This is a genomic window from Streptomyces sp. NPDC030296 (assembly GCF_055572815.1).
Genome location: NZ_JBVICQ010000003.1, coordinates 20,787 through 42,920 on the forward strand (window position 1 = coordinate 20,787; position 22,134 = coordinate 42,920).

The 22,134-nt window shown below is 69.5% G+C and carries 24 protein-coding genes and 3 tRNA genes; 12 read left to right on the forward strand and 15 right to left on the reverse strand.

Features of this window, described 5'->3' with window-relative positions; all coding sequences use genetic code 11:
- Positions 1 to 67 precede the first annotated feature (67 nt).
- The 12 genes from ACZ4Z3_RS08100 to ACZ4Z3_RS08155 form a co-directional block, all read right to left on the reverse strand.
- The gene (locus ACZ4Z3_RS08100) at positions 68 to 256 is read right to left on the reverse strand and encodes a helix-turn-helix transcriptional regulator (protein ID WP_468500246.1); all 189 of its coding nucleotides are present in this window, start codon (positions 254 to 256) and stop codon (positions 68 to 70) included.
- 104 nt (positions 257 to 360) lie between these two features.
- Complete coding sequence (locus ACZ4Z3_RS08105) at positions 361 to 1,782, reverse strand: DNA primase family protein (RefSeq protein ID WP_468500247.1); 1,422 nt, start codon at positions 1,780 to 1,782, stop codon at positions 361 to 363.
- Between the two features lie 316 nt (positions 1,783 to 2,098).
- Positions 2,099 to 2,974 carry a bifunctional DNA primase/polymerase gene (locus ACZ4Z3_RS08110; protein ID WP_468500248.1) on the reverse strand — a complete coding sequence of 292 codons (876 nt, stop codon included), beginning with the start codon at positions 2,972 to 2,974 and terminating at the stop codon, positions 2,099 to 2,101.
- An 86-nt stretch (positions 2,975 to 3,060) separates the two neighbouring features.
- Complete coding sequence (locus tag ACZ4Z3_RS08115; RefSeq protein WP_468500249.1) at positions 3,061 to 3,525, reverse strand: hypothetical protein; 465 nt, start codon at positions 3,523 to 3,525, stop codon at positions 3,061 to 3,063.
- Between the two features lie 14 nt (positions 3,526 to 3,539).
- Positions 3,540 to 4,001: a hypothetical protein gene (locus ACZ4Z3_RS08120; protein ID WP_468500250.1), complete on the reverse strand. Its 462-nt coding sequence runs from the start codon at positions 3,999 to 4,001 to the stop codon at positions 3,540 to 3,542.
- 15 nt (positions 4,002 to 4,016) lie between these two features.
- The gene (locus tag ACZ4Z3_RS08125) at positions 4,017 to 4,211 is read right to left on the reverse strand and encodes a hypothetical protein (RefSeq protein WP_468500251.1); all 195 of its coding nucleotides are present in this window, start codon (positions 4,209 to 4,211) and stop codon (positions 4,017 to 4,019) included.
- Positions 4,208 to 4,483: a hypothetical protein gene (locus ACZ4Z3_RS08130; RefSeq protein ID WP_468500252.1), complete on the reverse strand. Its 276-nt coding sequence runs from the start codon at positions 4,481 to 4,483 to the stop codon at positions 4,208 to 4,210. The genes ACZ4Z3_RS08125 and ACZ4Z3_RS08130 overlap by 4 nt, the downstream gene beginning before the upstream one ends.
- A gap of 142 nt (positions 4,484 to 4,625) precedes the next feature.
- Positions 4,626 to 6,866: a cell division protein FtsK gene (locus tag ACZ4Z3_RS08135; RefSeq protein ID WP_468500253.1), complete on the reverse strand. Its 2,241-nt coding sequence runs from the start codon at positions 6,864 to 6,866 to the stop codon at positions 4,626 to 4,628.
- Between the two features lie 162 nt (positions 6,867 to 7,028).
- Positions 7,029 to 7,304 carry an RRQRL motif-containing zinc-binding protein gene (locus tag ACZ4Z3_RS08140; RefSeq protein WP_468500254.1) on the reverse strand — a complete coding sequence of 92 codons (276 nt, stop codon included), beginning with the start codon at positions 7,302 to 7,304 and terminating at the stop codon, positions 7,029 to 7,031.
- Positions 7,304 to 8,164: a protein spdB gene (locus tag ACZ4Z3_RS08145; RefSeq protein WP_468500255.1), complete on the reverse strand. Its 861-nt coding sequence runs from the start codon at positions 8,162 to 8,164 to the stop codon at positions 7,304 to 7,306. Before ACZ4Z3_RS08145 ends, ACZ4Z3_RS08140 begins: the two co-directional genes overlap by 1 nt.
- Positions 8,161 to 8,610: a Pycsar system effector family protein gene (locus tag ACZ4Z3_RS08150; protein ID WP_468500256.1), complete on the reverse strand. Its 450-nt coding sequence runs from the start codon at positions 8,608 to 8,610 to the stop codon at positions 8,161 to 8,163. The genes ACZ4Z3_RS08145 and ACZ4Z3_RS08150 overlap by 4 nt, the downstream gene beginning before the upstream one ends.
- The gene (locus ACZ4Z3_RS08155) at positions 8,607 to 8,876 is read right to left on the reverse strand and encodes a DUF6284 family protein (RefSeq protein ID WP_468500257.1); all 270 of its coding nucleotides are present in this window, start codon (positions 8,874 to 8,876) and stop codon (positions 8,607 to 8,609) included. The genes ACZ4Z3_RS08150 and ACZ4Z3_RS08155 overlap by 4 nt, the downstream gene beginning before the upstream one ends.
- Positions 8,877 to 9,807: 931 nt before the next feature.
- On the opposite strand from ACZ4Z3_RS08155, the gene ACZ4Z3_RS08160 reads away from it, so the two are divergent.
- Positions 9,808 to 10,815 carry an XRE family transcriptional regulator gene (locus tag ACZ4Z3_RS08160; protein ID WP_468500808.1) on the forward strand — a complete coding sequence of 336 codons (1,008 nt, stop codon included), beginning with the start codon at positions 9,808 to 9,810 and terminating at the stop codon, positions 10,813 to 10,815.
- Here ACZ4Z3_RS08160 and ACZ4Z3_RS08165 read toward each other — a convergent pair.
- The gene (locus ACZ4Z3_RS08165; protein ID WP_468500258.1) at positions 10,799 to 11,587 is read right to left on the reverse strand and encodes an NUDIX domain-containing protein; all 789 of its coding nucleotides are present in this window, start codon (positions 11,585 to 11,587) and stop codon (positions 10,799 to 10,801) included. The genes ACZ4Z3_RS08160 and ACZ4Z3_RS08165 overlap by 17 nt on opposite strands.
- A gap of 165 nt (positions 11,588 to 11,752) precedes the next feature.
- Here ACZ4Z3_RS08165 and ACZ4Z3_RS08170 point away from each other — a divergent pair, with 165 nt between their 5' ends.
- The 3 genes from ACZ4Z3_RS08170 to ACZ4Z3_RS08180 all read left to right on the forward strand — a co-directional run bounded on the left by ACZ4Z3_RS08170 (position 11,753) and on the right by ACZ4Z3_RS08180 (position 13,785).
- Positions 11,753 to 13,132 carry a hypothetical protein gene (locus ACZ4Z3_RS08170; protein WP_468500259.1) on the forward strand — a complete coding sequence of 460 codons (1,380 nt, stop codon included), beginning with the start codon at positions 11,753 to 11,755 and terminating at the stop codon, positions 13,130 to 13,132.
- Between the two features lie 86 nt (positions 13,133 to 13,218).
- Positions 13,219 to 13,292, forward strand: a tRNA-Tyr gene (locus ACZ4Z3_RS08175).
- Positions 13,293 to 13,578: 286 nt separating this feature from the next.
- Positions 13,579 to 13,785: a hypothetical protein gene (locus tag ACZ4Z3_RS08180; protein WP_390948181.1), complete on the forward strand. Its 207-nt coding sequence runs from the start codon at positions 13,579 to 13,581 to the stop codon at positions 13,783 to 13,785.
- A gap of 24 nt (positions 13,786 to 13,809) precedes the next feature.
- Here ACZ4Z3_RS08180 and ACZ4Z3_RS08185 read toward each other — a convergent pair whose 3' ends face one another.
- On the reverse strand, positions 13,810 to 14,466 hold the full coding sequence (locus ACZ4Z3_RS08185; RefSeq protein ID WP_468500260.1) for an SDR family oxidoreductase: 657 nt from the start codon (positions 14,464 to 14,466) through the stop codon (positions 13,810 to 13,812).
- A gap of 121 nt (positions 14,467 to 14,587) precedes the next feature.
- Here ACZ4Z3_RS08185 and ACZ4Z3_RS08190 point away from each other — a divergent pair, with 121 nt between their 5' ends.
- The gene (locus tag ACZ4Z3_RS08190) at positions 14,588 to 15,661 is read left to right on the forward strand and encodes a hypothetical protein (protein ID WP_468500261.1); all 1,074 of its coding nucleotides are present in this window, start codon (positions 14,588 to 14,590) and stop codon (positions 15,659 to 15,661) included.
- A gap of 354 nt (positions 15,662 to 16,015) precedes the next feature.
- On the opposite strand, the gene ACZ4Z3_RS08195 is transcribed toward ACZ4Z3_RS08190, so the two are convergent.
- Positions 16,016 to 17,305 (reverse strand): amidohydrolase family protein, encoded by a 1,290-nt coding sequence (locus tag ACZ4Z3_RS08195; protein ID WP_468500262.1) that lies wholly within the window; start codon positions 17,303 to 17,305, stop codon positions 16,016 to 16,018.
- A gap of 432 nt (positions 17,306 to 17,737) precedes the next feature.
- On the opposite strand from ACZ4Z3_RS08195, the gene ACZ4Z3_RS08200 reads away from it, so the two are divergent.
- From ACZ4Z3_RS08200 to ACZ4Z3_RS08230, 7 genes are all read left to right on the forward strand, one after another.
- A tRNA-Thr gene (locus tag ACZ4Z3_RS08200) sits at positions 17,738 to 17,810 on the forward strand.
- 46 nt (positions 17,811 to 17,856) lie between these two features.
- A tRNA-Met gene (locus ACZ4Z3_RS08205) sits at positions 17,857 to 17,929 on the forward strand.
- Positions 17,930 to 18,019: 90 nt separating this feature from the next.
- Positions 18,020 to 18,184, forward strand: a complete 165-nt coding sequence (rpmG, locus tag ACZ4Z3_RS08210; RefSeq protein WP_003948671.1) for a 50S ribosomal protein L33 — start codon at positions 18,020 to 18,022, stop codon at positions 18,182 to 18,184.
- A gap of 170 nt (positions 18,185 to 18,354) precedes the next feature.
- On the forward strand, positions 18,355 to 18,807 hold the full coding sequence (locus ACZ4Z3_RS08215; RefSeq protein ID WP_055542592.1) for a MaoC family dehydratase N-terminal domain-containing protein: 453 nt from the start codon (positions 18,355 to 18,357) through the stop codon (positions 18,805 to 18,807).
- A 7-nt stretch (positions 18,808 to 18,814) separates the two neighbouring features.
- Positions 18,815 to 19,243: a MaoC family dehydratase gene (locus ACZ4Z3_RS08220; protein ID WP_468500263.1), complete on the forward strand. Its 429-nt coding sequence runs from the start codon at positions 18,815 to 18,817 to the stop codon at positions 19,241 to 19,243.
- A 147-nt stretch (positions 19,244 to 19,390) separates the two neighbouring features.
- Positions 19,391 to 19,960: a TetR/AcrR family transcriptional regulator gene (locus ACZ4Z3_RS08225; protein WP_468500264.1), complete on the forward strand. Its 570-nt coding sequence runs from the start codon at positions 19,391 to 19,393 to the stop codon at positions 19,958 to 19,960.
- Between the two features lie 84 nt (positions 19,961 to 20,044).
- Complete coding sequence (locus ACZ4Z3_RS08230; protein ID WP_468500265.1) at positions 20,045 to 21,502, forward strand: MFS transporter; 1,458 nt, start codon at positions 20,045 to 20,047, stop codon at positions 21,500 to 21,502.
- Positions 21,503 to 22,134 lie beyond the last annotated feature (632 nt).

The window sequence follows — 22,134 nt, forward strand, 5'->3', positions numbered from 1 at the left end:
GTCCTTCCATGAGAACGGGCCCGCCGTGAGGCGGGCCCGTGGTCGAGCGGTTGTCAGGGGCGGTCGATCAGTAGGCAGGGCGTTCGAGGTTGCTCCACCACTCGTCCAGGTCGCTGCGGCTGATCCTGATCTGGCCGTTGGGGAGGTAGGTGATGCGCGGCGCCTGACCACGAGCCCTCATGCGGTAGAAGGACGCGCGGCTGACGCCGATCTCTTCCAGGACTTCACGGAGCTTGAGCTTCCGGGCGGCGGCCACGGTTTCGGTTCCTCCAGGGTGGTGGGGGAGTTGGAGTGACATTGCTCTGAGTCGCGACTCATCGCGACTCAGAGCAGGTTGGTGAGGGCCTGAGTCGCGATGAGTCACGACTCAGGCAAATGTGGTTCGGACACGTTCAGCGTGATCCCGGTGTACGTGGCCACCTGCCGGCCGTACGCGTCGCGGGGCCGGGTGCGGTTGAGTTGGGGGACGACGGAGAGCAGGTTGCGGCCGAAGACCTGCTTCGTGCCGGGGCGCACGCCGTTGTCCTCGGCCCACTCGCGCCAGACGTTCCACAGCGCATCCACGGGCACGGTGCAGGCAGGTCCGGTGGTGCAGCGTTCGCGGACGAACGCGCTCGTGGGCGAGGCGGTGTCGCGCATGGTGGTGATGGCCTCGCGGCTGGATGCCGGTTCGGTGATCCGGCCGGTGCGTTGCAGGCGGGCGAGCCCTTCCAGGGCCCAGTTGAGGATGCCGGGCATCTCGGCGGTGAGCCGGTCGGTGAGGGTGGTGTCTTCCTTGCCCAGCCATGACAGGCGGGTGCTGAGGAGGATGAACCGGTTGGCGATGACGCCGGAGGAGTCGCCGAAGTGCGGCAGCTCGTTGGACAGGATCACCAGCCGTGAGGGCAGCTTGCCGGTCCAAGGCTCGCGGTATTTGCGGTCGACGTCGATGGTGTCCTCACCGGAGATCGTCAGCAGCCGTTCGACGACTTGGCTGTTGTCGTTGCCGGACAGGCGGGCGTCGGAGATGACCGCGAGCGGTTTGCCGATCAGGGTGCCGAGTCCGAAGTTCGTGCCGAGACCGGCGAGGGTGGGCCCGGCGAGGTTTTCCTTGCCGACCAGCGATTTCAGCACGCGGGCGATGGTGCCCTTGCCCGAGCGGGACGGGCCCACGATGAGAAGGATCTTCTGCTGGTCGGTGCGGCCGGAGACGACGTAGCCGAACCATTCCTGAAGGGCGGTGATGGAGTCGGGGTCGTCGGGCCAGACCTGCGAGAGGAAGCGTTCCCAGGTCGGGGCGGTCGCGGTGGGGTCGTAGTCGAACGGCACGGAGACGATGTTGAAGAACTCCGGGGTGTGCGGCAGGAGTGCCCGATCCTGGATGCGCAGCAGCCCGTTCTGGCACGCGACGATGGGGCCGTGGTCCTGTCCGGTGGCGCCCTCGTCGTCGATCCAGGCGGGGGCGTCGGTGTCGGTGGGCAGGAGGATGATCGAGCCCAGGGCATCGAGCAGGTTGCTGATCTTCTGCTTCGTGGGCGCCCAGTCGCGTTCCTCGGTCTCGCCGTCCTTGACCGGTGCCAGGTAGACGGCGTGCTCCAGGCGCTTGTACATGGCGGCCCGGACCTGCGCTTCGTCCATCTCGCGCCAGCAGGTTCCGTTCCACCGCATCCAGGACGCGCGCCAGCGTCGGCACACGAGTTGTCCGTCCTCGGTCTGCCAGTCGGGCAGGAGACGGCGGGCGACCGCGAGGGGGTTGGACGGCGGGGGTAGTTGCTCGCCCTGGGTGGTGCGGGTGTCCATCATGCTGCCGTCCTCCCTTCGGCGGCGGTGGTGTGGGGGCAGATGCCGACGATGACGCGATCGGTCAACCGGGCGACGGCCCCGCGGCCACGGGCCCGTTCGTGCTGCCCGCAGACGCAGAGCCAGTCCGCGACCGGCACGCCGTCGCACCGGACTTGGAGCCCTGGGGCGATGCCGGTGACGGTGGTCGTCTGCGAGTCAGAACCAAGGGCAGAAAGGACGCCCTTGCGGGCGGCGCCCTTCGGCTCGCCCACGGGCGGCTGTGGAGCACCCTGTACGGCGCCCTGAGGGTCGTTTACAGGGTTTCGGGATGGTTTGGTCATGCCGCACGTCCCTCGGTCGTCTGGAGGCCGTTGGTGACTGCGCGGCGGGCGTAGGGCTCGGGGACGCCGACGGAGACGGCAGCGGCCGTGATCTCCTCGCCGATGGCGTCCAGTCCACACGGGCCGGGGCACGCCGTGTGCTGCGCGACGAGGAACCGGGCCACACCGAACGCCTGCGAGCCTGCGCCGGATTCGGTGCGGGCCCGTACGAGGGCGAGGCCGCGGTCCAGGCCGGTGCGGACGTAGCGCTCGGTGTGGCGGCATCCGGTGGCAACCGTCCGGTCCCACCGGGCGCGCGCCGGGAGGGAAGAAGCCACCCCGCGCCCGGCGGGGGTGGTGTCTTCCTTCACGACCAGCGCGCGCACGGCCGCCGGCAGGGCCGCCATGTGGCCGGTGCCGGGGCCGAGCCACCGGGCGTACTGCGAGAGCGACTTGACGTCGACACCGGGGCGGACGGCGTTCGCGGACGGCATGGCGCCCCGGTAGATCCAGTGCTCGCCCCGTGTGGTGGGCACGGTGCGGGTGGCGGGCAGGTTGTCGCGGGCCCATGCGAGGGCGTCGGCGTTGTCGAGGTCGACGACAGTCACCCCGGCGCCACCAGGGTGGTAAGCAACAGACACCGCCGTCCGCCACGCTCGGGCCCATGCGGGTGAGGTGAGGACGCGGGGGTCGGTGGTAGCGGCGGCCCACGCGTGGCAGGGCGCCAGACAGGTGCAGGGGCCGGGGGTCTTCATGTTCGGCCGACCGCCGCACGCGTTGTCGGCACAGTAGGGGCAGTTGCCGAACGGGACCTTGCCGCGGCGTAAGGGCAGCACGGGCAGGCCGCGGGCGGCGAGCTCCAGTGCTCGCCGAAGCGGGGCGAGTTGGGTCATGCTGGATGTCTCCAGTTCCTTGAAGGGTGCTGGTTGGCAAGGGCGGCCCCGGTTCTTGGCGGAATGGGGGGCCGCCCTTGGCGTAGCTACTGGTGGTCGGTGAGGGTGTGGGCGTACTGCTGGCGGACGTAGGCGCGCGGGTCGCAGATGACGCCGGGTTGGTCCATGTCGAGCAGGAACGCGGCCGCGGCTTCGGCGGTCGTGGTGGCGTTGCCCGTGGCGGCGGGTTCGTCGAGCAGGGCGATGCGGTCGAGCAGGGCGGCCTTGCGCAGGTAGAACTCCCGGCCGAGATCGGTGTAGCACTCGGCGTTGGCGAGGAAGCGGGCGGTCCAGCCGATCTCGCTGTTGATGCTGGGGGCGCCCGCGTATGCCTGCTCGGGGGTGGGCCAGTTCTCGGGGGTGGGGCGGTGGTCGGCGGTGAGGTAGAGGCGGGTGCGCTTGCCGTCGCGGGTCGGGTACCGGCGCACGTCGCCGGTCGTGAACGCGGTGGTGAGCGTGGTGGTGATGCGGTCGGTGTCGGCGGGGTCGCAGATGACGCGGATCTTGAACACGTGAGGGCTCCCTGTCAGCCGTTGAAGTGGTTGCGCTTGAAGATCGCTTTGCGGATGTGGAAGGTGTTGCCGCTCTTGGCCTCGCTGGGCTTGAAGACCTGGACGGCGACGTATCCGCCGAACAGCACGGCGGCGAGGGTGATGAGCTGGGTGACGAACGCGGTCAGCGCGGTGATGAACGTGGTGAGCATGAGCAGTCCGCCGCAGACGGCGGCGAACCCCACGCCCCCGAGCGCGACGTTCACAGCCGCGCGGGAAACGGCCTGCTTGGCCGCGGCCGGTTCGGGTTTGGCGGGCTCGATGGCGTAGCCGGTGACGACACGGCCGTCGGGCAGGACGACGCTCGCCACCGCCGGTATGCCGCCGGGCCGAACGGGCATGAGCGGCGCCATGTGCGCGGGCGTAACCGGGGTGGGGTGGTGGATGTCCGTGGCCGCCGTGTCGTACACGGCCGGAAGGCGAGTGGCTTCGTTCACGGTCATAGCCTCCGGTCAGTTGCCGAGTTCGGTGGTGGCGCTGGCGAACGCCTGCACCAGGTCGCGGATGGGCTCGTACGCGCCGGTTCCGGCGGCGAAGAACCCGAACAGGAACAGCACGATGGCGGCGCCGCCCCCGGCGGACTTGGTCTTGACGGCGAGGGCCGAGGCGGCCCCGAACAGCAGCACGGCGGAGATGTCGAAGATCATCGGATTCCTTCCGGGCGGGGGGTGTCGGTTCCGGCGCGGTAGATGCGGGCCCAGCGGTTGTAGAGCCAGCGGCCGACGCGTATGCGCTTGCCGGTGGCCTTGCAGCGGCGACAGTCCTTGCCGCGTTTCGTGCGTCCCTTGCGGTCGGTCTTCAGGGCGTGCCCCATGCCAGAGCACTTGCGGCAGTCACCGAACGGCGAGGCCGCGCACAGCCCGGCGTAACCAAGCGTGACGGTGAGTAGGCAGGCGATAGCAAGGAAGACGAGGGTCATGAAAGGCCCTTCCAGGCGGGATTCCAGGGGTTTCCGCAGGTGGGCCGCTATCCGCTAGCGGCCTGATCAGAGCTGGTTTGGGGCGCTAGCGGGGCCGCTAACGTTAGCGGGGTGTGGCGCTATCGTTAGCGGCCCCGGACGGTCAGCTCGCGTCCCGCTTTCCGTCACGCTCCGCAATCGCGGCGGTGATGTGGGAGCGGTCGATGCCACGCCGGTTGACGACCTTGCCCTTCAGCCGGCGGCCGACCTGGATGGTGGCGATGCCGTGCGGCTTGAGCGCGGCGGCGAGGGCGTCGGGCTCCCATCCGTCGTAGACCTCGGGGCGCAGCTCTGCGAGCCGGGCCACGACCGTTTCGGACCATGCCTTGGTCTCCTTGGCGGGGACGACGGCGAGGATGTCGGCGAGCAGGTCGTAGGCGGGCCCGGTAACCGTCTCGGGTGCCTCCCCGAGCGCGTGACCGGACAGCAGTCCAGCCTTCTCGCGGGCCGTGCGGGCACGGGCGGCGATGGCGTCGGCCGCGGGGGCGTCGACGTACACAGATGCGACGATCCGCGCGTCGGCTCCCTCGCCCACGAAGTAGTGGATGCCCTTGTCTCCCCAGGCGAACATGGTCGCCCGCACGCCGCGCTTGTAGGCCGAGGTGCCGAGCACCATGTCGTTCTCGGTCTGCCCCATCACCTTCAGGCACCACCGGGCGCCAGCGTTCGCGCTGATGCCGGTGGGCAGCGACTTGGCGTCGGGGCGCTGGGTGGCCAGCAACAGCACGATCCCGGTGGCCGGGCCGCGCTTGACCAGGTCGGTGGCGATCTCCTCGAACTCCTTGCCGTGCTCGGGGTGCTCGAACAGCACCTGGCACTCATCCACCCCGACCACGATCGGGTGCAGCCCAAGGGAGCGCTTGTCTGCGAGCGGGCTGGTCACCTTCGACTCCGGGCAGATGTCGCGGGGAAGCGAGCGGATCACCTTGGTACGGCGCCGCAGTTCCTCGCGCAGGGCGCGGAAGTCGGCCAGTGCGTAGCCGATCGCCTCGTCGTCGTCGCCCGCAGCATGGCGGTGGGAGACGGCGTTGCCGACCGGGTCGAGGTCGCCGGTTCCCTTCATGTCGTAGGTGTGCAGCTCCGCCCGCGGATCGAGGGCAGCGATGAGCAGCAACAGCCGCAGAAGGAACGTCTTGCCCATGCGAGGGATGGCGCCGATGACGCCAGCGATGTACATGAGAGTGACCTCAACCCAGCGTCCGCGCTGGTCAGTGCCGTAGGCGACCGGCTTGAACAGGTCCACCAAGCCTGTCTTGACCAGCGGCCATGCGGGCTTCTTGGCCTGGTTCATGTCCTGGTCACCGACCCACAGCACGAGCCGCCCGGTGTGCTCGTTGGGCACCGCTTCGGGCCACACACAGCCCAGCGGGCGCCGCAGACCGGACGCGAGCCGCTCGCGCCGCTCGATGATGTCCGTGACCGTCACGCCGTAGGGCAGGTTGCCCTCCGCGCGCCAGCCGGGCCCATCTCGGGTGATCGGCGCGGTGAACTCGAACCCGTCCCGCCCCTTGCCCTGCGCCTGGTTGATCGCGGGAATGCCGAGCGAGCCCAGCGCGCGCAGCACGATGTCAGATGTGAGCTTGACCGCCTTGGGCAGTTCCACCGCCCGGTGGATGACGGGGGCGTCCGCGCGCCGCCCGGCCGACCCGAGCGCCATCACCAGCGCGCTCACCGACACCACCTGAAGCCAGCCGGGGGCGAGGACGTAGATAGCCAGCGCGGAGCCGACACCGACGAACATGCCGAGCACGGCCACCAGAGTGCGGAGCCGGACACGTCCATCCCGCTGCCGGGACAGCTTCAGGTACTCAGCCGCGTCCTCGCGGCGAACGGCGGCCAGGCGCACCGGCTCGCCCTCGCGGTCGGTCACCCACCGAATGGTCCCGCCCACGAACCGGGCGGCACCCGTCGGGGCTTGCAGGGCGAGCCGAGCGGCGTAGACCGGGGCACGCAACGCGTGGTACCCGGCGGTGTGGGCGTAGTGGCGAGCCACCCATGCCGACGCCGTGCGCAGCTCCGCAACCGACTTCAGCCACACCGGGATGACCGTGCGGCGCCGGGCGCCCGCGAGTCGACCGAGGTAGCCGGGGCCGGTTGCGGTCGGGGTGGCCTGGTCGACCATGACGGGCGCGGTCGGGTCGGCCGACTCGGCGTCCGCGCGACCGGTGTTGGAGTCGGCCGACGGGTCGGGGGCGGGTCGGGTGGTCGGGCCGGCCGACCCCGTCCGGGCTGAGCGGGCCTTGTCGAGGTCGACCACATCCGCCCGCGGGTCCGGGCCGGAGTCGGCGGCCATCTCGGCTTCGAGCCGGTTGAACAGTTCGTTGTCGTCGTCGGGGTGCTTCACTGAGACTTCCTTCCGAAATCAGGTGGGAGGGGCGGGCCCGGTCCGTCGCTGTAGGAGGTGAGCGGCCGGGCCCGCGCAAGTGATGGTGAGCGCCCTACCGGGCGGTAAGGGGTACAGTCCGTACCCCTTTGCGGAGGGGGAGGGTTTCTACCCCTTGCGTGATCAAGCGGCGCGCTGTTCTTCGGGATAGGCGCAGGCAACGCACGTGCCGAGCGAGGTCGGCAGGCAGTAGCTGTAAGTGATCCGGCACGCGGGGCACGTACCGCGGGCGAGCATCGCCAGGGCAAGGGCGCCCCACTTGCGCGACGTCATCGGCCGTACTGGCTTGGCGAGGAGTCCGCGCCGGGTGGCGTAGCCGCCCGGCGCGCACCGCCACGGGTAGGTCGGTATGCCGTAGCGGTCGCCGTCCGGGTCGAAGAATGCTGCACGGGCCACCATCAGGCAACCCGCTTCCACGCGGCCCGAAGACGGACCTCGGATGCGGAGTGGCCGGCCGCGCGGAACCGGGCAGACATCTCCCTGTAGGACAGCGCGGGCGTCTCGCTGTGACGGATCTCGTCGACCAGCGCGTCAAGCTGAGCGTCCGTGAGGGCGGGCCCGGTCTCCAGCGCGAGTGAGGAAACCGGCTCGATGGGGCCCCACACGGGCAGTTCCCACGCGGGTGTGACGTCGGGCGTGACGCGGGTCGTCACGCTGGTCAGCGCCCTGCCGGTGTCCTCACCGCGCCGCGCCGCCTCCAGCGTCGACCACGCCCCGGCGAGGGTTTCGGCGGTCTTGGCCTGGACGCGTGCGACGCGCGCCCCGGCTTGCGTCACGGCCGTCAGCCGGGTCTCCTCGGTGGCCGCTTCCGCCCGCAGCCGGGCACGGGCCACGGCCGCCTCGTCGCGGGCTTCCTGCTGGATGCCCGCGATGGCCTCCAACGCGACCGGGGTCAGCGCGGTGTGCTCCCACAACCCGTGGACCAGCCACAGAGCTTTGGCCGCGACCGGCAGCCACACCACGGCCAGCCACGCGCCGCGCGACTGGTCGGCGGTCAGCGCGTGCGCGACCAGGACGCCCGTGGCGAGCAGACCGAACGTCCAGCCGACGGCGGTCACCGGACGGCTGTGGTCGCCCTGCGCGGCCAACCGGCGCTCATAGGCGAGGGTGGCCAGCCATCCGCCGTCGATGCCGAGTCCGACGACTAGGGCAACGGGCCACGGCATGACGGCACCGAGCCACATCACCACCACGGCGAGGGTGAGCACCATGGACACCGCCGTCATCGCGACGGCGGGAAGTACGGTCCTGGTCTTCACAGCGCACCCCCCGCCGCGAGCAGGGCCGCGAGGATGAGCAGGGCACCGCCGGTCATGGTGAGGTCGACCGCGCGGCGCAGGGCGGTGAACTTCACCACCGCGAGCCGGGACAGCCCGGCGACGTCCGCCGCGAGATCCCCGCTGCTGACGGTGGCGGTGACCTCCTCGGCGGTCAGGGTCGCCCACAGCGGGAACCCGTGCCGACCGCGCAGGTTCGGGCGGGTCGACCGCAGCAGCAGACCGGCCGCCGCGACCAGCAATGCCACCCCCAACCCGCCCGCGACGTAGGCGGGCAGGTTCAGGGGCAGGTCACGGGCCACGGTCCACGTGCCGGCGAGCACCGCACCGACGAACGCGAGCAACAGCCCCGTCTTGGTGTCCGTGCGCGTGATCTCCGCCTTCACCTCGGCGTGCGCGGCGGTCAGCTTCGTGTTCGGGGCGCTCACGCGGCACCCCCCGGCAGCATCGCGCCGACGGTGCGGTTGGCCGCATCCCGCCGCGCGGCCAGCACCCGGTTACGCGCCCGGCGGACACGGCGGGCGTCGACCTCGTTCTCGGGGCGGTCCATGGCCTTGATCTGCGCGTCCAACAGGTCGACCTCCGCCAGGATGACGGGGGACTCCAGGTCGATCTCGTCCAGTTCCGCGCTGGTCGGCTCCAGCCAGTCGGCGAACGCCGTAACAGCGTCCTGAACAGTCACGATGTGCTTCATTGGGTCGTGTTCCTCTCGCAGGGTGAACGGCCCGAACAGCGGCCCCGGTGTTCCCGCACCGGGGCCGCGCGCCGTTGGAGTCGGATGTCCGGCTCCCCTCGACCCCGCCCGTACGAGCCCCGCGCAGCACGCGGGCCCGGACGGGCGAGGCAGGCAACCGGCCGCCGCATTCACCGCGCGGCGGAAGTGGTCGGGTGACGCGTTGGGGATGCCGCCGCGCCGGTCCAGCGGGGCGGCCCCGAAGGTCTTCGACGGGTCACGGGGACCTCCGAGTCGGAGACGAAGGGGAATCCGAGGGCTTCACCGGAGCCGTCGCCACGGCCGTCCGGCCCCGAGCCTCGAAGGTGTCGGGGCGCCCTATTCGCACTGCTCGGCGCCAGCAGAACGACCGCGAGCGGCCGTCGACGGTCCTCACCCGGCCGTCACGGGGACGGGGACGAACCCCGTCGATCTCTATGCACGCTGTTGAGTTCTCAACCAACGGACGCTGCCTTCGTACTCACCCCCGCCGGGGGCTTTCCTCCGGGCGTTGCCTTCGCACCGCGCGTCGGGTCTAGCCCGGCTAACTGGTGCGCACCAGTAGAGTGCATCTGGTGCGCACCAGAGTCAAGGTGGTTCGCCGGATTGAGTGGCGACCGCCCCTCGCGGTGCACCTCAAGGAGACCTCTGGGAGGGGGTGTCGCGGCAGTCAACTAACGTTCATGAACGGCCAGTTAGGGTTGGTGTTAACCCCTTTTGACCTGCGGCGATGTAAGGCACCATGGGTTAGAGGCGATCAGGCTGACGCTGAACGGGGTGCCTTGTGAGCGCAGAATCAGGACTGCGGAACGCGCGGACCGCGCGAGGCTGGTCTCAGGAGCGGCTCATCCGTGAGATCGAGCAATACGCCCGACGGAACCTCACCGACGTTGCCTCAACCGCGAGTCTGCGGGTGTACGTGTCGGAATGGGAGAACGGTCGGCGCCCGATCTCGGACCGCTACGCGGCGGTTCTGCGCAACCTGCTCGGTGTGACCGACGCCGAGCTGAGGGACGCACCCCAGAAGTCGACGATCCCGACGGCCGACGGGTACGACGACTTGTTGAGCCGGATCGATTCGGCCGCAAGCGTCAGCAGGTCCATGGTGGAGGCGTTCAACAGCCAGACCGAACTACTCCGCACCATGGACAGGCAGAGGGGTGCGGCGAGTCTCGTCGACCAAATGACGGGACACCTCAACGCTCTTGAGGACGCGCTGAACTTCGCTGTACTACCGTCCGCGCGCCGCCCCGTAGCGCTCGCATTGGCCGGGGCGTCCACCCTCGCTGCGTGGCAGGCGATCGACTCGGGAGCGGTCGAACGGGCTTGGCGTCACTACGAGTTGGCGAAGCATGCCGCGCGCGACGCCGAAGCCCCGATGTACCTCGCGCACGCCATGGCTGAGCAGGCATACGTACTTTGCGATGCCGGACGTCCCGCGCTCGGAGTGGACCTCGTACGCGACGCTCAGCGCACCGTGGGCCAGTCAGGCTCGCCTCGGCTTCGGGCATGGTTGCACGCGGCCGAAGCCGAAGTGTGCGCGCACGCCAGCATGGTGGACGACTGCAAGCGCGCGTTGGAAGCGGCCATGGACGTGATCCCTCCGGGCCCTGAGGACCGTGACCCGGACATGCTGAGCATCTTCCTGAACGGCGCTCATCTGGAACGATGGCGCGGCAACGTTCTGGCTCTACTCGGAGACGACGAAGCCGTGACCAGCCTCTACAGCGCGCTTGAGGTGATGGACCCCACCTTTGTGCGAGCTAAGGCGGGGCTTCACACCGATCTTGCCCAAGCGCACCTTTCTCGTGCCGAGTACGAGGACGCGAACACCCATCTGCGGCAGGCGCGGCTCTTGGCAGGCCGCACCGGATCGGTGCGGCAACGCCGTCGCGTCGACCTTCTCAGTGAGCGGCTGTGATGCCCTGCCTACCCCTGGTCGCCAGGATGTGAAGCAGCGCGACTAGGGTTCCGGAACCCAACAGCTCACCCCGTGCCATGAGCCCCGGAACGTCGGCGAGAGGCACCCACTCGATGTGCCCAGCCTCTTCCAGGTCGGTCGGCTCTCCGACCTTTTCGGCGCCGTGAGCTACGAAGATCTCGTGCGGTGAGTCGACCATGCCGACCATGGGTTGGTACGTGACGACGTGCTCAACGCGCTTCGGGCGCCATCCCGTCTCTTCTACGACTTCCCTCATCGCCGTTTCCGCCGGCGCTTCGCCCTCGTCAACGATGCCGCCGGGCAACTCCCACCCGAACCGCCCCGGCACGAACCGGTACCGCCACATCATGAGAACGCGGTCCTGATCGTCGACCACAGCCGTCACGGCAACGTGGTGAAGCTTTACGACGTGGTGTTCGAACCGTTCCATGTCGGGGGGCTCCACGTCCCAGAGCTGAAGCTTTACCCATCGGTTGTCGTAGAGATCCCGCTCACCGTGGATGCGCCATGGCGCCAGCCCTTCCGGTGTCTTCACGCTCACTGCGCCTGGGACCCGGTACGAACTCCGACCCCGGACTTCCAGGGCGCCCTCGGTCACCAGACGGGCGAGCACCTGCCGGAGTGCCGTACGTCCGATACTTAGTTCCTCGGTCAGGGTGCGTTCAGAAGGGAACTTCTCGCCTGGGCGGTACATGCCCTTGGCGAGCCGTTCCCGAAGCGTCTCATAGACCTTGGTCGTCTTCGGCCCCATCCGCAGAGCACTCTCCGTTCTGAAGTGGTGCGAACCAGCGTACCGGGCAGCCCCACCACTTGGCCGCGTTTCACTTGTTCCTCCGGGGGCACGTGCGTAGCTCTTGTGGCTCGGATCTTGCAAAAAGAATCCCCGACGGAGGCAAGGGGTCGTTATGCTGCAGAAGTGACGAAGGATGCTCTCCGTAATCAACTCAAGGCTCTATTTCGGGCGGCGGGCGCTGCTGCGGCGGATCGTTTGCGATCCCTTGATATTCCGCTAGTGATTCCCGTTAGTCAAACTCACGTGCAGTGGGAAAGGGATGGGAGCGGGTGGCAAAGTTTCGCGCGAAGTGCGGAAATCAACATCCTCTCCCATTCTGACTTCTCTCCGTTTCGCTACGCACCTTTGTTGACTCCGGCCGTCGCTCAAATGGCGTTGCTCTGCGCTGAGGAGTTGGTTAAAGAACCAGGGGTGTCTCTTCCGTTTTTTGCTCCCTGGGATGCCGACGTTGTTTGGATGCTCACCCATGACGGGTCAGGGGATATTCCGAAGTTGCCGGGATATGAAGAAGATCCAGGGCGCTGGACGTTGGGGCACCTTCTTTTTCCTGCCCTTTGTCACCATCTGAGAGATCTGTCACGCCTTGATGCAGTTACCGAAGGCGCTGCGAACTCTTTTGCTGCGAATGTTATCGAGTTTGCGCAGTCGGATGGACTCACATATGAAGCCGCGATCCCGGTGTCCGGAATATCGATTTCGCCCTCCCGTAAGAAGGGTCTGAGTACGGGCAACATGCGGGTCACCGCGCTCTCGCAGGAGATGCAGGGGGGCATTTTTGACGCGTGGGGAATCGGGATGGGAAACCCATTCCTTGAGCTTCCGACCGCTCGCCTCTTGCTCGGCGTGAAAACTCCCCGTACGTCGCAATTTCCTGATGTCAGGGCGGAGGTGGCTGCTTGGCTTTGTTCCTTCTATCTGCATGGATACGCGCTGGTCGGTCGTGAGATGCGAGTCGCGTTGAATCCGAGCTGGGCGGGTGTTGGAACCTCTCGCGTCCCGCTAAGGACTCCGGAAAGATCCCGAGAGAAACGGCTCTTGACGCCTGTTGCCTTGGAGAAGATAGGAGCGACGGCCAGCAGGATTCAGAAGTACAATGTTGGCGAGCCTGCATCGGCTCATGATTTCGCTCTACACAGGTTCTATCTAGGGGCTGCGCGCCACAGTTCTGCTGACGCGGTTGTCGACTTTGTAGTCTCGCTGGAGTCGCTTCTTTTGCCTTACGACAGTAATGCACGACACGGGGACCTAGGGTATCGATTCCGAATGCATGGCGCTCATTATTTGGCGTCGAAAAAGACTGAACGCCGAGAAATTCTCAAACAGCTTTCCGGTCTTTACAGTCTTCGGAGCAAGCTCGTGCATGGCGGTAAATATCCGGCGCATTCTGAGATTGAAGAGGGGCGGCGCATCGCGGGAGATTTGGCTCGCGTCGGACTGCTCCGCGCTGTCGCGGAGGGTTTTCCTCGACCTGAGACGTTCAATCAGATGTTGCTCGGGACGTAGCGAGTGGCGCCAGCAGGGATGACGGCTCTGCCTACTAGCGCGGGGCATCTGTGGGGCACCTAGCCCTCAAGTCGTGAAACGCTGAGGTCACGGCACGATCGCCGCACGGACTGTAAATCCGTCGGCTTAGCCTACCCAGGTTCGAATCCTGGCGCCGCCACGTGGAGGGAGACCCCCTCCGATCCGTTGAGAAGCGGATCGGAGGGGGTCTCTTCGCTGTGCGACCGCCTTTGGGCGGGCGGACGTCGGGGCGACAGCGAGGTGACGTGTCTCACGCGGCAGGCCGGCGCGGTTGCCCTGGCCGTCCGGGCTCGTTCCGCCCGGGCTCGTTCCGCCCGGCGCGGGGGCGCACGACGGCATGCCGTCCCGAACGCAGAGGCGGGCAGGGCCAGTCGGGGATCTTCTCCCTACGACTCGGCCCGCCGGTCACCGGGCACACTGACCCCATGTCATCGCGCCGCAGGAGCTGCCCCGAGTGCCGTCGTGAGATCGCCGTCGTGGCCGGACGGTTCGCGCGGCACGATCCGCCGGGCGCGAGCGGGGAACTCGTGTCGTGCCCCGGATCGCGCAGGCAGGCCCAGATCGGGGCGGCCCAGCCCACGCTCGACGGATACGCCGTCCCGGAGTTCCCCGGCCAGCTGCCCCTCTTCTGACCGGCCTCGCCGAGCCAGCGGTCCTCAGTTGCCCGCGACCGACTTCACCGCCACCGAGACCGGCGTCGAACCACTGATCGTCTCCAGGACCAGGCCGGCCGTGGCCGGCGTCTCCAGGAGCTCCGCCAGGACCGCGGCCACGTCGTCGCGGGGGATGGGCCCGCGCCCCGTGGACGCCTCCAGACGTACGAGACCGGTGCCGGCGTCGTCCGTCAGCTGACCGGGGCGCAGGATCGTCCAGTCCAGGGCGTCCAGCCCCCGGACGTACGCGTCGGCCTCGCCCTTCGCCCGCAGGTACACGTCGAAGACGTCGTCGCCCTCGTGGTCCGGGTCCGCCCCCATCGACGACACCACCAGGTGACGCCGTACGCCCGCCCGTACCGCCGCGTCCGCGAACAGGACCGCCGCACCGCGGTCCACCGTGTCCTTGCGGGCCGCGCCGCTGCCCGGGCCGGCGCCCGCCGCGAACACAGCGGCGTCCGCGCCCCGCAGATGCCCGGTGACCTCCTCCAGCGTGGCCGACTCCAGATCGCAGTGCACCGGCTCGGCGCCGGCCGCGCGCAGATCGTCGGCGTGCTCGGCGCGGCGGATGAGCCCCGCGACCTCGTACCCGCGCGCGACGAGCAGTCGCTCCAGCCGCAGCGCGATCTGACCATGTCCTCCAGCGATGACAATGCGCATGTCTCCGACCGTACGCCCGAACGATTGTGTTCGCCGCGCAACCATTCGGGCGCCTCGTGTGTCTCAACAATGTTCGCCGTATCGGCGAGCGCCGAAAACATAGGGGGACGTCATCACCGTCATGCACAAATCCGCAGTACGTACGTCCATGGCGCGCGCGTCCGCCGCCGGGGCGCCCGTCTTCCGCCGCGCGTTCACCGGGGTCGGCTGCGCCGCCGCCGTGCTCGTCACGGTCGCCGCCTGCGGCACCGTCCAGAACCTCAGCGCGGGGCAGAAGGTGGACAACGCCGTCGAGCGGCTCGGCGAGCAGAAGTCGCTGGCGTTCGGCATGCGGCTCGACGCCGACCAGGACGACCTCACCGCGCTGATGGGCGAGGACAGCGAGGAAATGCCGCCGGAGATGGTGGAGTTCTTCACCGGGCTCAGCGTCGACGTGACGGTCAAGTCGAAGAAGCCGCTGGCCGACTCCGGGGAGAAGGACCTCGTCGGCGTCGGTATGAAGATCTCGGCCGACCGGAAGGTCTTCACCGAGTACCGCCTCGTCGGCGACTACATGTACTACCGCGTCGACATGGATGCCATGGGCGACGCGATGGGCATGCCGTTCCCCTCGCCCGACGACCTCGACGAACTCCCCGAGAGCGAGCAGCACCTGAAGCCGCTCTTCGAGGGCGACTGGGTCAAGATCAACACCGGCGACCTGGAGAAGGCCGGTGAGGAGGCGGGCGGTTCCGGCTCCGGCGGCTCCGGCGAACTCGACGCCAAGACGCAGAAGAAGATCCTCGACGCCGTGCGGGGAGTCATCGCCCGCGAGGTCACCTTCAAGGCCAAGGACGGCAAGGACGGCACCGAGGTCATCACGGCCAAGGCCAACTTCCGCGAGCTGCTCACCGGCGTCTTCGACAAGCTCCAGCCGCTCGAGGACAACCTCCCGCCGGGCGCCGAACTGCCCACCGCCAAGGACCTCAAGGACGCGCCGAACAAGAAGGTCGCCGTCGACTTCACCCTCAAGAACGGTGACCTGACCCGGATCGAGACCGACCTCGCCGTCCTCGCCGAGGACCCGAAGGGCGCCAAGGCCCCCCTGGTCCTCACCTTCGGCAAGGCCGGCGACATCAGCGCCCCCCAGGGCGCCTCCGAGATCCCCGTCGACGACTTCGGCGGCCCTTTGGGCGGCGGAATGCTGGGCGTCTGACCGTCTGACGACCGTCTGACGGTCAGACACCGACTCGGTCCGACTCGGTCCGACTCGGTCGGACTCGGCCGCCACGGGCAGGGCTCTGTCGGCCAAGGCACCCCATGTGCACGAACAGCCCTAGCACGCCGCCGACTTCGGGGCCGGTCACCAACACCGGCCCCGTCCCCCATTGAGCACGGTTCGAAACAGCACGTTTCAAAACACCGGGCACGCACGCGTGGAGCACGAGAAAACCCACGCGCGCGTGCCCACGCTCATTTCCCTGCCGCAGGCGGCCCCGCAGACCCACATCCCAATCCTCATCTCAATCCCTATCCCTACCCCCACGCCCCCCAAGCCGCTCCTCGCCCCCTACACCCCCGGAAACGGCTTCCCCCGCCCCTGCCGGGGGAGATCCAGCGCCGCCCCCGCCACCCCCGCCACGGACCCGCAGAACTCCCGTACCGCGCTCGTGCGGGCCACCACAGACCCCCGGTGCACGACGATCCGGGTGTACCCCAGGGAGAGCGCGGCGGCGAGCGTTTCGCCTCGGACGGCCAGCAGCTCGGCGGGGAAGCCGGCCTCCACGCGTACCTCGGGCAGGCCCAGGGCCGCCCGCGCCGCCCCGCTCACCGCGTCGTACGCGTCCCCCGCACGCAACCCGTCCCGTGAGGCCAGCAGATAGGCGGCTTCCAGAGGATCACCGCGCCCCACGGGGTTGGAGACGTCCCGCAGGGCCCCGCTGCCCGCCGCCACCCGTACCCCGGCCGACCGCAGCAGCCGTACGGGCGCGGTGCCCCCGCCGTCCACCGTGCCGCAGCCGCCCTGGGGCAGGGAGACGACGCCCACGCCGGCCGCCGCCAACTGGTCCGCCGCGCGGGACGCGACCGGGGCGGGAAGGCGTGCGAGGCCCGCGCACGGGCCGAGGGTCACGCCGGGGCGCAGGCCACCCGCCATGGCCGCGAGCCGGGCGAGCCGGGCCGGGTCGTCGGCGTCGGTGTGCAGGTCGACGGGGCAACCGTGCTCGGAGGCGATGTCCAGCACCGCCTCGACGTACCCGGCCGGATCGGGGTCCACATCGGGGCAGCCCCCCACCACGGTGGCGCCCATCTTCACCGCGTCCCGGAGCATCGCGAGCCCCTCCGCCCCCGCCACCCCGGTCAGCAGCCGGGGCATCGCCACCGCCGTCACCTCGACGAGCCCGCGCAGCGCCCGCCGTGCCCGCAACACCGCCGCCAGCGCCCCGAGCCCCTGGACGTCCCCCACGTGCACATGCGAGCGCAACGCCGTGGCCCCGTGCCCGAGTTGCGACAACGCGGCCTCGGTGAACCGCCGCTGGACGTCCTGACCGTCGTACGGGACCGGTCCCTCGATCTCCGCCGACAGGGCGGTGTCGCCGTGGGCGTGCGGTTCGGCGGGGGCGGGGAGGAGCAGATGGCCGGCGAGGTCCACGCGCGCGACGGGGGCACCGGACGCGGCCGTACGGCCCGTCCCCAGGCTGCCCGCCGTGCCGACCGCCTCGATACGGCCCCTGCCCAGCCGGACGTCCACGACCCGGCCGTCCATGAGCCGCGCACCGCACAGCAGCAGGGTGCCGGGTTCGTCCGGGCCCGAGGGCGGGTCGGACGAGAAGGGGGACGGCTGCGGCTGGCTGTCGGGCATCGCGCTCCCAGGGGCTCGGCGACGGCTGCACATGACGGCGAAGGCGGACGGGGACGGTGGACGGGGGGCGCGGGGACGGCGCACAGGTGAGGGACACAAGATCACGCAGAGTGAGACGAGCCTAGGCGGGCCGCACGGCCCCGGCCCGGAGGAGCGCAATAGTCGTACCGGCGTGGTTCATGTGCCGGGCCGGTGCGGTTCCTGATGTTGACCGTGGCGATGGCGCCCCGGCACAGGAAGCACACGGGTACGGCACCAGGAACTCCACCGCGGCCGGGGAAGGGGGGGCGGGGTGAGGCCCCCGGGGCAGGGGAACAGAGGCGGGCGGAGCCCCGGCCCACCTCCCTGAAGATCCCCGCTGAGCCCGGCGAAGCGAGGCCCGGAAACGGATTTGGGCGAACGGCCGTGGGGCGTGTAATGTCTTCATCGCTCGCCCCAATAGCTCAGTCGGCAGAGCGTCTCCATGGTAAGGAGAAGGTCTACGGTTCGATTCCGTATTGGGGCTCTGGTGTGAAAGGTTCCCGCCGTCAGGCGGGGCCCGATCGCATCACAGCGGTGTAGCTCAGTCGGTAGAGCAAGCGGCTCATAATCGCTGTGTCACCGGTTCAAGTCCGGTCACCGCTACTGACAGTAGCCGATTGTGGGGTCGGTCCTTCGATCGGCTACTCTTCTATGCGTTAAACCTGTCCCATCCGTTCGTCAAGGAGCACTCACGTGGCTGCCACCGACGTCCGCCCGAAGATCACGCTGGCCTGCGTGGAGTGCAAGGAGCGGAACTACATCACCAAGAAGAACCGGCGTAACAACCCGGACCGTCTTGAGATGAAGAAGCACTGCCCGCGTTGCAACGCGCACACCGCGCACCGCGAGACGCGATAAATCAGGCTCGTACGCGAGGCCGTTCCCGAGAGATCGGGGACGGCCTCGCGTCGTTGAGTGACCCGTACCGGCCGGTACCGCCGAACGGTACGAGCCAAGCCCCGCGGCCGACCGCCGAGCCCCGGCCGACGGCCGCCGTTCCCGCTGAGCAATCAGGAGGTGCCGAGCCCATGGCGCTCGACCAGTCCTTCGTGGGGCGGTCCTACCCGCCCACCGACCCGTACGAGGTCGGCCGGGAGAAGATCCGCGAGTTCGCGGAGGCCGTGGGGGACGCCAACCCGGCGTACACCGACCCGGACGCGGCCAAGGCCCTCGGGTACCCCGATGTGATCGCCCCGCCGACCTTCGTGTTCTCCATCACGTTCAAGGCCGCACGGCAGGTCGTCCAGGACCCCCAGCTGGGGCTCGACTACAGCCGCGTCGTGCACGGCGACCAGAAGTTCGCGTACCGGCGCCCCGTCCGGGCCGGTGACCGGCTCACCGTCACCTCGACCATCGAGGGCATCAAGTCCCTGGCGGGCAACGACATCCTGGACGTCCGCGGCGAGGTCCACGACGAGGCGGGCGAGCACGTCGTCACCGCCTGGACCAAGCTCGTGGCCCGCGCGGCCGAGGAGGCGTGAGGACCCGATGACCGCGAAGATCTCCTACGACGATGTCGAGGTCGGCACCGAACTGCCCGCCCAGACCTTCGGCGTGACCCGTGCCACCCTCGTCCAGTACGCGGGGGCCTCCGGCGACTTCAACCCGATCCACTGGAACGAGAAGTTCGCCAAGGAGGTCGGCCTCCCCGACGTCATCGCGCACGGCATGTTCACCATGGCCGAGGCGATCCGCGTCGTCACCGACTGGACCGGCGACCCCGGCGCGGTCGTCGAGTACGGCGTCCGCTTCACCAAGCCCGTCGTCGTCCCCAACGACGACCAGGGCGCGAGCATCGAGGTCACCGCCAAGGTCGGCGCCAAGCTCGACGACAACACGGTCCGCGTAGACCTCACCGCGCTGAGCGCCGGCCAGAAGGTCCTGGGCATGTCCCGCGCGGTCGTACGCCTGGCCTGACCCGCACACAGGCACGACGTGAAGTAAGGGGCGCCCTCCACCGAGAGGCGCCCCTTACGCACACCCGCGTCCCACCTCCCTCGCACCCCCGCGCACACCCTGCGAAGCCCTTGACCGAGTTAGTGATTGAGTACTAACTTTCTGGCCATGGTCAGGATGAGCGCGGAGGAGAGGCGCGAGAGCGTCATCCGGGCGGCGACGAGCGAGTTCGCCCGCGGTGGCTACCACGGCACGTCGACCGAGTCCATCGCCCGACGGGTCGGGGTGTCGCAGCCGTACCTCTTCCGACTCTTCCCGGGCAAGAAGGCGATCTTCCTCGCGGCCGCGGAGCGGTGCGTGGAGGACACCATCCGCATGTTCGCGGAGGCCGCGGAGGGCCTTGAGGGCGAAGAGGCCATGCGCGCCATGGCCAACGCGTACAGCAAGGTCATCGCCGAACACCCCGAACGCCTGCAGATGCAGATGCAGATGTACGTCGCCGTGGGTGCGGCGGAGCAGTCCGGCGACCACGAGTTCGGCGAGGCCGTACGCGCCGGCTGGACGCGCCTGTGGGACGCGATCCATCTGCCCCTCGGCGCGGACCCCGGCCGGACCACCGACTTCCTGGCCCACGGCATGCTCATCAACTGCCTGATGGCCATGGGCTTCCCGCCCGAACACCGGGTCTGGGCAGGGATGTACCCGTCGGCGCGGGACACCGGCCGACTGGATAAGTAGCGGATCACGAGATGGACGGCACGGCCGTCCTCTCACGCCCACAAAAGTTATTGATCAATAACTAATCATCCCGCTGGGGGAGAGATGCCAAAGGAACTGAAGGAACTGAGGGAAACCGAGAAGACCTCACCCACGCGCGCGGGTGCCGTCTGGGCGCTCGTGGTGACCAGCGTCGCCGGATTCATGGCGGCCCTGGACAACCTGGTGGTGACGACCGCGCTGCCCTCCATCCGGGAGGACCTCGGGGGAGAGCTGCACGACCTCGAATGGACAGTCAGCGCGTACACGCTCACCTTCGCCGTGCTGCTGATGTTCGGTGCGGCCCTGGGGGACCGGTTCGGCCGGCGGCGGCTCTTCCTCGTGGGCATCACGGTGTTCACGGGGGCCTCCGCCGCGGCGGCCGTGGCCCCCGGCATCGACTCGCTGATCGCCGCCCGGGCGGTCCAGGGCGTCGGGGCCGCGATCATGATGCCGCTGACGCTCACCCTGCTCACGGCCGCGGTGCCGCCCGCGAGGCGCGGGATGGCGTACGGGGTCTGGGGTGCCGTCAACGGCCTCGCCGTCGCCTCCGGGCCCCTCATCGGCGGCAGCCTCACCGAGCACATCTCCTGGCAGTGGATCTTCTGGCTGAACGTTCCGCTGGGCCTCGCCCTGCTCCCGCTCGCCCGCCTCCGCCTCCGGGAGTCCCACGGCACCGGCGCCCCGCTCGACATCGCCGGCACCGTGCTGGCCAGCGGCGGCCTCTTCGGCATCGTGTACGGCCTGGTCCGCGGCCCCGCCGACGGATGGACGGCCGGCCCGGTGCTGCTCGGCCTCTTCGCGGGCACCGCCCTGCTGACCGGCTTCGTGCTCCACGGCGCCCGGGCGGCGAACCCCATGCTCCCGATGCGGCTGTTCCGGTCCCGCGCCTTCGCCGGCATCAACGCGGCGAGCATGCTGATGTTCCTGGGGATGTTCGGCTCGATCTTCCTGCTCAGCCAGTACATGCAGGGTGTCCTCGGCTACTCGCCGACCGAGGCGGGGCTGCGGATGCTGCCCTGGACCGGGATGCCGATGCTCGTCGCGCCGATCGCCGGGGTCCTCTCCGACCGAATCGGTGGCCGCCCGGTCGTCGCGACGGGGCTGTTCCTCCAGGCCGCCGGGCTCGGTTACCTGGGCTACGTCGTCACCACGGACGTCTCCTACACCGCCCAACTGCCCGGCCTCATCATCAGCGGCATCGGCATGGCACTCTTCTTCGCCCCCGCGTCCCACCTGGTGATGTCCAGCGTCCGCACGACCGAGCAGGGCATGGCCTCCGGAGCGAACAACGCCCTCCGCGAGGTGGGCGGCGCCCTCGGCATAGCGGTGATGTCCTCGATCTTCGCGGCGCAGGGCGGCTACGAAACCGCACAGACCTTCGTGGACGGCCTCCGTCCCGCGCTGGCGGTGGGCGCCGCGGTCGTAGCCCTCGCGGGAGCGGCAGCCCTGGCCATCCCGAGGCGAACCCCCACACCGACCCCCACGGTGCGGAACCCGACCCCACGAAAGGTCCCGGCGTAGCCCGCCCAGGCCCTCGTCAGCGCCACCACCGGCGCGGCCGCGGGCCAGGGGCCGAGCACCCCGGCGCCACGCGGCACCGCTGCGCCCACCCGTGCCGCCCCAGCGGCACGACTGCCCGCAGCTGGGGGAGCGGGACAGGGGCGAATGACCCCGACGCACGCCACCGAGGCGCCGTAAGCCCCGCGGCGGGTCGGCCGCGTACGGACGAGTGAGCACACGTCACTGGGGCGGCCCCGGCTCCCGCAGCGGGTAAGCCTTGTACGGACGAGTCGGCGTACGTCACCGAGGCGGCGCGAGCCCCCGCGGCGGGCGGGACGCGCACCGACGAGTCGGCGTACATCACTGAGGCGACGCGCGAGCCCCCGCCGGAGGCGAGCCGCACGCGGACGGGTCGGGGGACGTCGCCGTGGTGGCGCAAGCCCTCTCCGTGGGTGTGGCGCGTACGGACGTGAGGGGGTGTGTCGGGGGGTGTCCGCCCGCAGCGGTTGGCGCGTCAACTCGTTCCGCTTCTCGGGCGACCGATTCCGCGCCGTTCCGAGGACGGACACCCCCCGGCGCGCCCCCGACCCACCCCGCACCCTAGGCGAACGCGAACCCCACGTCACCCGCACAGGCCGCCGCAGGCATCCACG